This window comes from Flavobacterium sp. (assembly GCF_049318325.1).
In the GTDB taxonomy this organism is placed as follows: Bacteria; Bacteroidota; Bacteroidia; order Flavobacteriales; family Flavobacteriaceae; genus Flavobacterium.
The window spans coordinates 21,104-27,209 of the sequence record NZ_JBMOGQ010000017.1; the positions used below are offsets into that span (position 1 = coordinate 21,104).

The following is a 6,106-nucleotide window of genomic DNA, read 5'->3' on the forward strand; positions in this document are numbered from 1 at the left end:
ATTAACAAAAAAAGCCACACTTTTCAGTATGGCTTTTAATTATTTACAAAAAATTATTCTTTGATAAATCGTTTTGTACTAGTTGAAGTCCCATTAGAAACTTCGATTAAGAACGTTCCTGTTTTTAATCCACCCACGTAAATAGCATCATTTTCAATTTTACCATTTCCTAATACTTGTCCCATCATATTGAAAATTCTATAAGTTGATGGTGATTCAAGATTTGAAATGTTTAAAATATCACCTTTAACAGGGTTAGGATATAGGTTGAATGAAATCTCTGTATTAGTAGTTTCATCAATTCTGGCAGTTAAAGAGATGTTTACAGTATAGTCTTCTACTTCACCATCCGTGAAAGTTTCACAAGATGTTGGAGAAGCATTATATTTCATCGATACACGCATTCTTGTTGAGCCTAATAAAGCAGAGGTTGGTACTGTAAAGCTTCCTGAAATTGGAGTTGCAGTAGTTCTATTTCTGTTAAAAACTTGTTCTCCGGTATCAAGGAAATCACCGTCTCGGTTGTAATCAATCCACACTCTGTATGCTTCGCTGAAAACTGTAGCTGTCCAAGCCGGAGTTATGGTAATGGTATTGCTTGTGCCACGAACTAAATTAGTAGAAAGCGCTGTAAAGTTACCATAACCTCCATTGTTACCTGATAGGTTATTGATGGTGCCCAATTGTACTCTATTAATAAATTCATCTGCAGTGTTATTTCCTCTTGAAGCACAGTAAGTAACAGTTGAAACAGCTAAAGTTGTAATTGAAACGGTATTGCTATTTAAGGAAACATTACCAACAGCATCTTTTGCTCTTACATTAAAAGTATAAGCTGTTGAAGCAGTTAAACCGGTTACAGCAAAAGTAGTTGCAGTAGTTGTAGAACCAATTAAAGTACCATTTCTTAACACATCGTATCCAGTTACTGCTACATTATCAGTAGCGCCAGTCCAAGATAAATTGGTTGTAGTTTGAGTAGTTCCCGAAGCTGATAATGTTGGCGCTGTTGGCGCTGTTGTATCAGGGGTTAATGTTGTAACAGTAACGCTATTGCTGTCAAGAGAAACATTTCCGGCAGCATCTTTAGCTCTTACATTAAAAGTATAAGCTGTTGAAGCGGTTAAACCGGTTACAGCAAAAGTAGTTGCAGTAGTTGTAGAACCAATTAAAGCACCATTTCTTAATACATCGTATCCAGTTACCGCTACATTATCAGTAGCACCTGTCCAAGATAAATTGGTTGTAGTTTGAGTAGTTCCAGAAGCAGTTAATGTAGGCGCTGTTGGCGCTGTTGTATCAGGAACTGGAGTTAAAGTTGTAACACTTACACTGTTGCTATCAGGTGAAACATTTCCAGCAGCATCTTTTGATTTTACAGTGAATGAATAAGCTGTTGAAGCGGTTAAACCTGTTACTGCAAAAGTAGTTGCAGTAGTTGTAGATCCAATTAAAGTACCATTTCTATAGACATCGTACCCCGTTACTGCTATATTATCCGTAGCACCAGACCAAGATAAGTTTGTAGTTGTTTCAGTTGTTCCAGATGCAGATAAAGTTGGAGCTGTAGGCGCAACAGTATCAGGAGCAGCCCCTGCAGTAATGGTAAAGTTAGTGTTAGAAACATCAAAGAAGATATGATTGGTTCCTCTAACCATAATTCTGTTTGTTGTTCCTGGTGTATTTGGAATTGTCACAGCTTGTGTTCCGTCATTTGGAGTAGCAGCTAATAAAGTTGACCATGTTGTACCAGCATCAGTAGATAAAAGAATATCAACATTAGCACAGTTTACACCATTCGCAGTTGTTCCAGCAACTGCCCAAGTAATAGTTTGTGAAGAACCTCCAACATAAGAAACAGCAGTATTTGGAGAGTTTACAGTAAAAGGTCCAGCAGTTCCATTAACGGTAACAATCATATCATCACTATTATTTGCTGGTCCACCAGCTCTGTTATCACGAACAGTAAATCTAAAATTCATAGTTCTTGCTACAGATGGTAAAGCTTCTACAGTAATTTCAGCCCCAGCAGTTGTAGTGGCACCATTTAAAACGGATTGAATTCTTGGAAAATAACGAACAGGTGTAGTTGTTGAGTTATATGATCTGAAAGTTGGTCCTGAAGTTCTAGTAGCACTAGCAGCAGAACTAGCTCCAGTTGCTGTTGAAGCAGCATTATCAAACTGTTCCCAGTTATATGTTAATGCATCTCCGTTTGCATCTGTTCCTGAACCAGTCAACATAAATGGAGTACTTTTAGGAATAGTATAATCTAATCCTGCGTTTGCAGTTGGTACAGCGTTTCCTGTTACAATATTTGCAGAACACGTTTTGGCTTTAATATTATTAGTCACTTGTTGAATACTAATTGCATGAAAATAAGCATCTGAATTTGGCTGTATATCTTGGCTAGTAATTCCAGCATATCCCATGATTGTTGATCCAGAACCAGGCTCCATATTTGCACCAGTACCTTCATTACTCATTGAAAAAGTATGATTTGCTCCCATTTGATGTCCTATTTCGTGGGCAACATAATCAATATCAAAAGTATCTCCTGACGGAACTCCATTAGATGGTGAAGTGTATGCACTTCCTTTTCCAGTTGAACAGATGCATCCTATACAACCTGCATTTCCACCACCGCCTGAAGCACCAAATAAATGACCGATGTCATAATTAGCTTCGCCAATAACTGATGTTAATGTTGATTGCAATTGAGAATTCCATTGAGACAAGCTAGTAGCAGCAGCATATGGGTCTGTTGATGCACTAGTATATATAACCAAGTCAGTATTAGCAATTATAATCATACGGGCACCAAAATCTTTTTCAAAAACTCCATTACATCTTGTAATAGAGTTATTTATAGCAGCCAAAGCTAATGCTTTTGTGCCACCAAAATAAGCCGTGTATTCTCCTGTACAAGACATAGCTAGACGGAAAGTTCTCATTAAAGCATCATCTGCATTAGGTCTAGCTGTAGCACCATCCATTTGTGGAGTAGCTTGGTCAATTACACTACATTCAAATTTAGTCAGTGATTGTTTTTTATCCGATTTTTTATAAACAGTATAGGTTCCTAAATCGGATGAAATTGGTTCTATAAAAACTGCAGATTTATCAGGAGAAAGTACCATCGATTTGAATCCTAATGGCGAAACACTGAAATAAGCTGTCGCAGCAGGATTGTCAATTCCAATTCCAATATAAGATTTTATTTCTGGGTATCTTGAAGCTAATGCTGGATCCATTGTTGGATTTTCGTAAATACTATAGCGCTCTAAAACACCGTCAGCATTCGGAATAGAAAATACGATATTCGAATCTTTAGCGTTTGCCCTTCTTGCAGGTGCATTGTTCAAATTTGCTTTCAGACTTAAAAGGTTTAAGTTGAAAAGTTTATTTTCAGGCAGTTGCATTCTAGCATCAAGTGCAACCATGTTGTTGTTCTTTGTTGTAGCATTCCAAACGGAACTTTTGTTTTGAGAAAAAGTTACATTTGTCAACAACAATAAAGTAACAATGAGTAATTTAAATTTCATAATTCATTAAGTTTGATTAATATACTTTTCAAAAGTAAAATTATTTTTATCAAATCATCATATTAATCGACAAAACTATTAACAAATCGATAAACGACATTCTTTATAATTTTCAAATAAGTAAAAAATAAATACAATTTGTATTAAAACCATAATATTTCAAAAATTAGTCTTAAGTTTTATTTTAAAAAATTAATTTTAGAAAAAAAATAAAGAATGAATTTTAGTTATTGGGAACTTAAAAATTGGTTTACTGACATAGATTATACTATTGTTGGCAGCGGAATCGTTGGACTAAATTGCGCTTTGGCACTTCGAGAAAATTTCCCAGAAAGTAAAATATTAATCTTAGAAAAAGGAATTTTACCTCAAGGAGCAAGTACAAAAAATGCAGGTTTCGCTTGCTTTGGAAGTATTTCAGAAATTATAGACGATTTAAAATCACATAGTGAAGAAGAAGTTACGCAAATTATTTCAAAAAGGTGGAACGGTTTACAATTGTTGCGCAAGAATCTTGGCGATGAAACTATAGATTTTAAACCATATGGAGGTTATGAATTGTTCCTTACGGAAGATGAAAGCACTTATAATGAATGTTTGCAAAAGTTGCCTTTTATTAATGAATTATTAAAACCATTATTTAGGAATGATGTTTTTGCAAAAGAAGTTGACCGTTTTGCTTTTCATGGCATAAAGGAATATTTAGTTTTTAATCCTTTTGAAGCACAAATTGATACAGGAAAAATGATGAATGCACTATTGCAAAAGGCCATTGCGAACAACATTTTAATTCTAAATAAGGTTGAAGTCACATCTTATCTAGAGAAAAAAGGTAGTGTTGAAGTTGTCTTAGGCGATTTTAGTTTTTCTACCAAAAAGGTATTATTTGCCATCAATGGTTTTGCAGGCAAACTAACAAATAATGAAGTGAAACCCTCAAGAGCACAAGTTTTGATTACCGAACCGATTCCAAATCTCGAGATTAAAGGAACCTTTCACTTGGATAAAGGATATTATTATTTTCGAAATATTGAAAATAGAATTTTACTTGGTGGCGGAAGAAATTTAGCATTTGAAGAAGAAACCACGACACAACTTGGTCAGACAGAATTAATTCAAAATCGTTTGGAAGAATTATTAAAAGAAGTAATTTTACCAAACACTGATTATAAAATCGCGCATCGTTGGAGTGGAATTATGGGATTAGGTTCAGCCAAAAAACCTATCGTCGAACAACTATCGGATCATGTTTATTGTGGTGTAAGATTAGGAGGAATGGGAGTTGCTATAGGGAGTTTAATAGGTCAAGAATTAGCAGATTTAGTAAAATAAAAAATGAAAAGAAAAATTCTTCTTTGGATATGGAAAGCAATGCTTTGGTTTTTTGGACTTTCCATTTTATCTGTTATTATATTTAAATGGGTTCCAATTCCGTTTACACCTTTGATGGTTACCAGGATTATAGAATTTAAATTAGAAGGGAAAGATGCTATTTACAGCCATAAATGGGTTCCGTTAGAAGACATTTCTCCCAATCTTCAAAAAGCTGTAATTGCTAGCGAAGATGGAAACTTCCTGAAACATAATGGTTTTGATTTTGAAGCAATGCAAAAAGCTTTTAAGAACAATAACAAAGGAAAAAGAATTAAGGGAGGAAGTACAATTTCACAGCAAACAGCTAAAAATGTATTTCTATGGCAAGGCAGAAGTTATATCCGCAAAGGATTGGAAGCTTATTTCACCGTTTTGATTGAATTGATTTGGGGTAAAGAACGTATCATGGAAGTCTACCTTAATAGTATTGAAATGGGAAACGGAGTTTATGGTGCACAAGAAGCAGCGAGACATTGGTATAGTAAAACGGCAACAAATTTAACTCCAAGAGAAGCAGCTGGAATTGCAGCAATATTACCTAATCCTAGAAAATTCAAAGCATCAAATTCTTCTTCCTACATTAATAGAAGAAAGGTTAAAATAATGAGAGTGATGCGGTATGTAGGGAAGATTGAGTATTAAATAATGATTTTCTTTACAAATGTTTGACATGTAAAGGCAAAAAAGCCCTCACATTGCTTTGAAGGCCATCTGTTGTTTTCTCTTTTTGTTCGCGAAAGTTACAAATTGGAAAGATGTTTCGCTTTGAATAGAATTATTTATCATTCGAGCCAATCCCAAAACCAAATTAATTATTATTGATTTTTAGTAAATAATTCTTGTACATATCAATTTGAAACGTATCTAAAACAGCTATAATTAAATCATCTCTCTTTTTAGCTATACGCATTATCTTTTCTTTTTTTTCATATTCATCCAAACTTAAACTTTCCATAATTGAAGTTTTGCTCATGAAATAATCTTTAAAACTTTTATCAAATACTTTCTTCTGAGAAGTATTTAGTTTTAGGAGTAATGACAATTCAGCAGTATTTAGGTTTGAATCACTATCTAAACTCGATTTTATAGTAGGGTTTCTTTTTTCGTTTTCTTCAAATAGTTTTTTGTTTTTTTCAATAGTTTGTTGATCTGTGTTTCCTAATAATGCATCAGTAACGGTACCCAAT

General features: G+C 34.2%; 4 protein-coding genes. 2 read left to right on the plus strand and 2 right to left on the minus strand.

What is annotated here, in order from left to right:
- Positions 1 to 53: 53 nt before the first annotated feature.
- Positions 54 to 3,545: a reprolysin-like metallopeptidase gene (locus ACOYLP_RS03210; protein ID WP_422854732.1), complete on the minus strand. Its 3,492-nt coding sequence runs from the start codon at positions 3,543 to 3,545 to the stop codon at positions 54 to 56.
- 216 nt (positions 3,546 to 3,761) lie between these two features.
- Between ACOYLP_RS03210 and ACOYLP_RS03215 the strand changes: the two genes are divergently transcribed.
- Positions 3,762 to 4,877 (plus strand): NAD(P)/FAD-dependent oxidoreductase, encoded by a 1,116-nt coding sequence (locus tag ACOYLP_RS03215; protein WP_422854733.1) that lies wholly within the window; start codon positions 3,762 to 3,764, stop codon positions 4,875 to 4,877.
- Positions 4,878 to 4,880: 3 nt separating this feature from the next.
- On the plus strand, positions 4,881 to 5,561 hold the full coding sequence (gene mtgA / locus ACOYLP_RS03220; RefSeq protein WP_422854734.1) for a monofunctional biosynthetic peptidoglycan transglycosylase: 681 nt from the start codon (positions 4,881 to 4,883) through the stop codon (positions 5,559 to 5,561).
- 166 nt (positions 5,562 to 5,727) lie between these two features.
- Here mtgA and ACOYLP_RS03225 read toward each other — a convergent pair.
- On the minus strand, positions 5,728 to 6,106 hold a 379-nt coding region (locus tag ACOYLP_RS03225), incomplete at its 5' end, for a hypothetical protein (RefSeq protein ID WP_422854735.1).

Bases quoted from the DNA above. Each gene is read 5' to 3' on its own strand.
- mtgA (WP_422854734.1), top strand. From the start codon at position 4,881: ATGAAAAGAAAAATTCTTCTTTGGATATGGAAAGCAATGCTTTGGTTT.
- ACOYLP_RS03215 (WP_422854733.1), top strand. From the start codon at position 3,762: ATGAATTTTAGTTATTGGGAACTTAAAAATTGGTTTACTGACATAGAT.
- ACOYLP_RS03210 (WP_422854732.1), bottom strand. From the start codon at position 3,545: ATGAAATTTAAATTACTCATTGTTACTTTATTGTTGTTGACAAATGTA.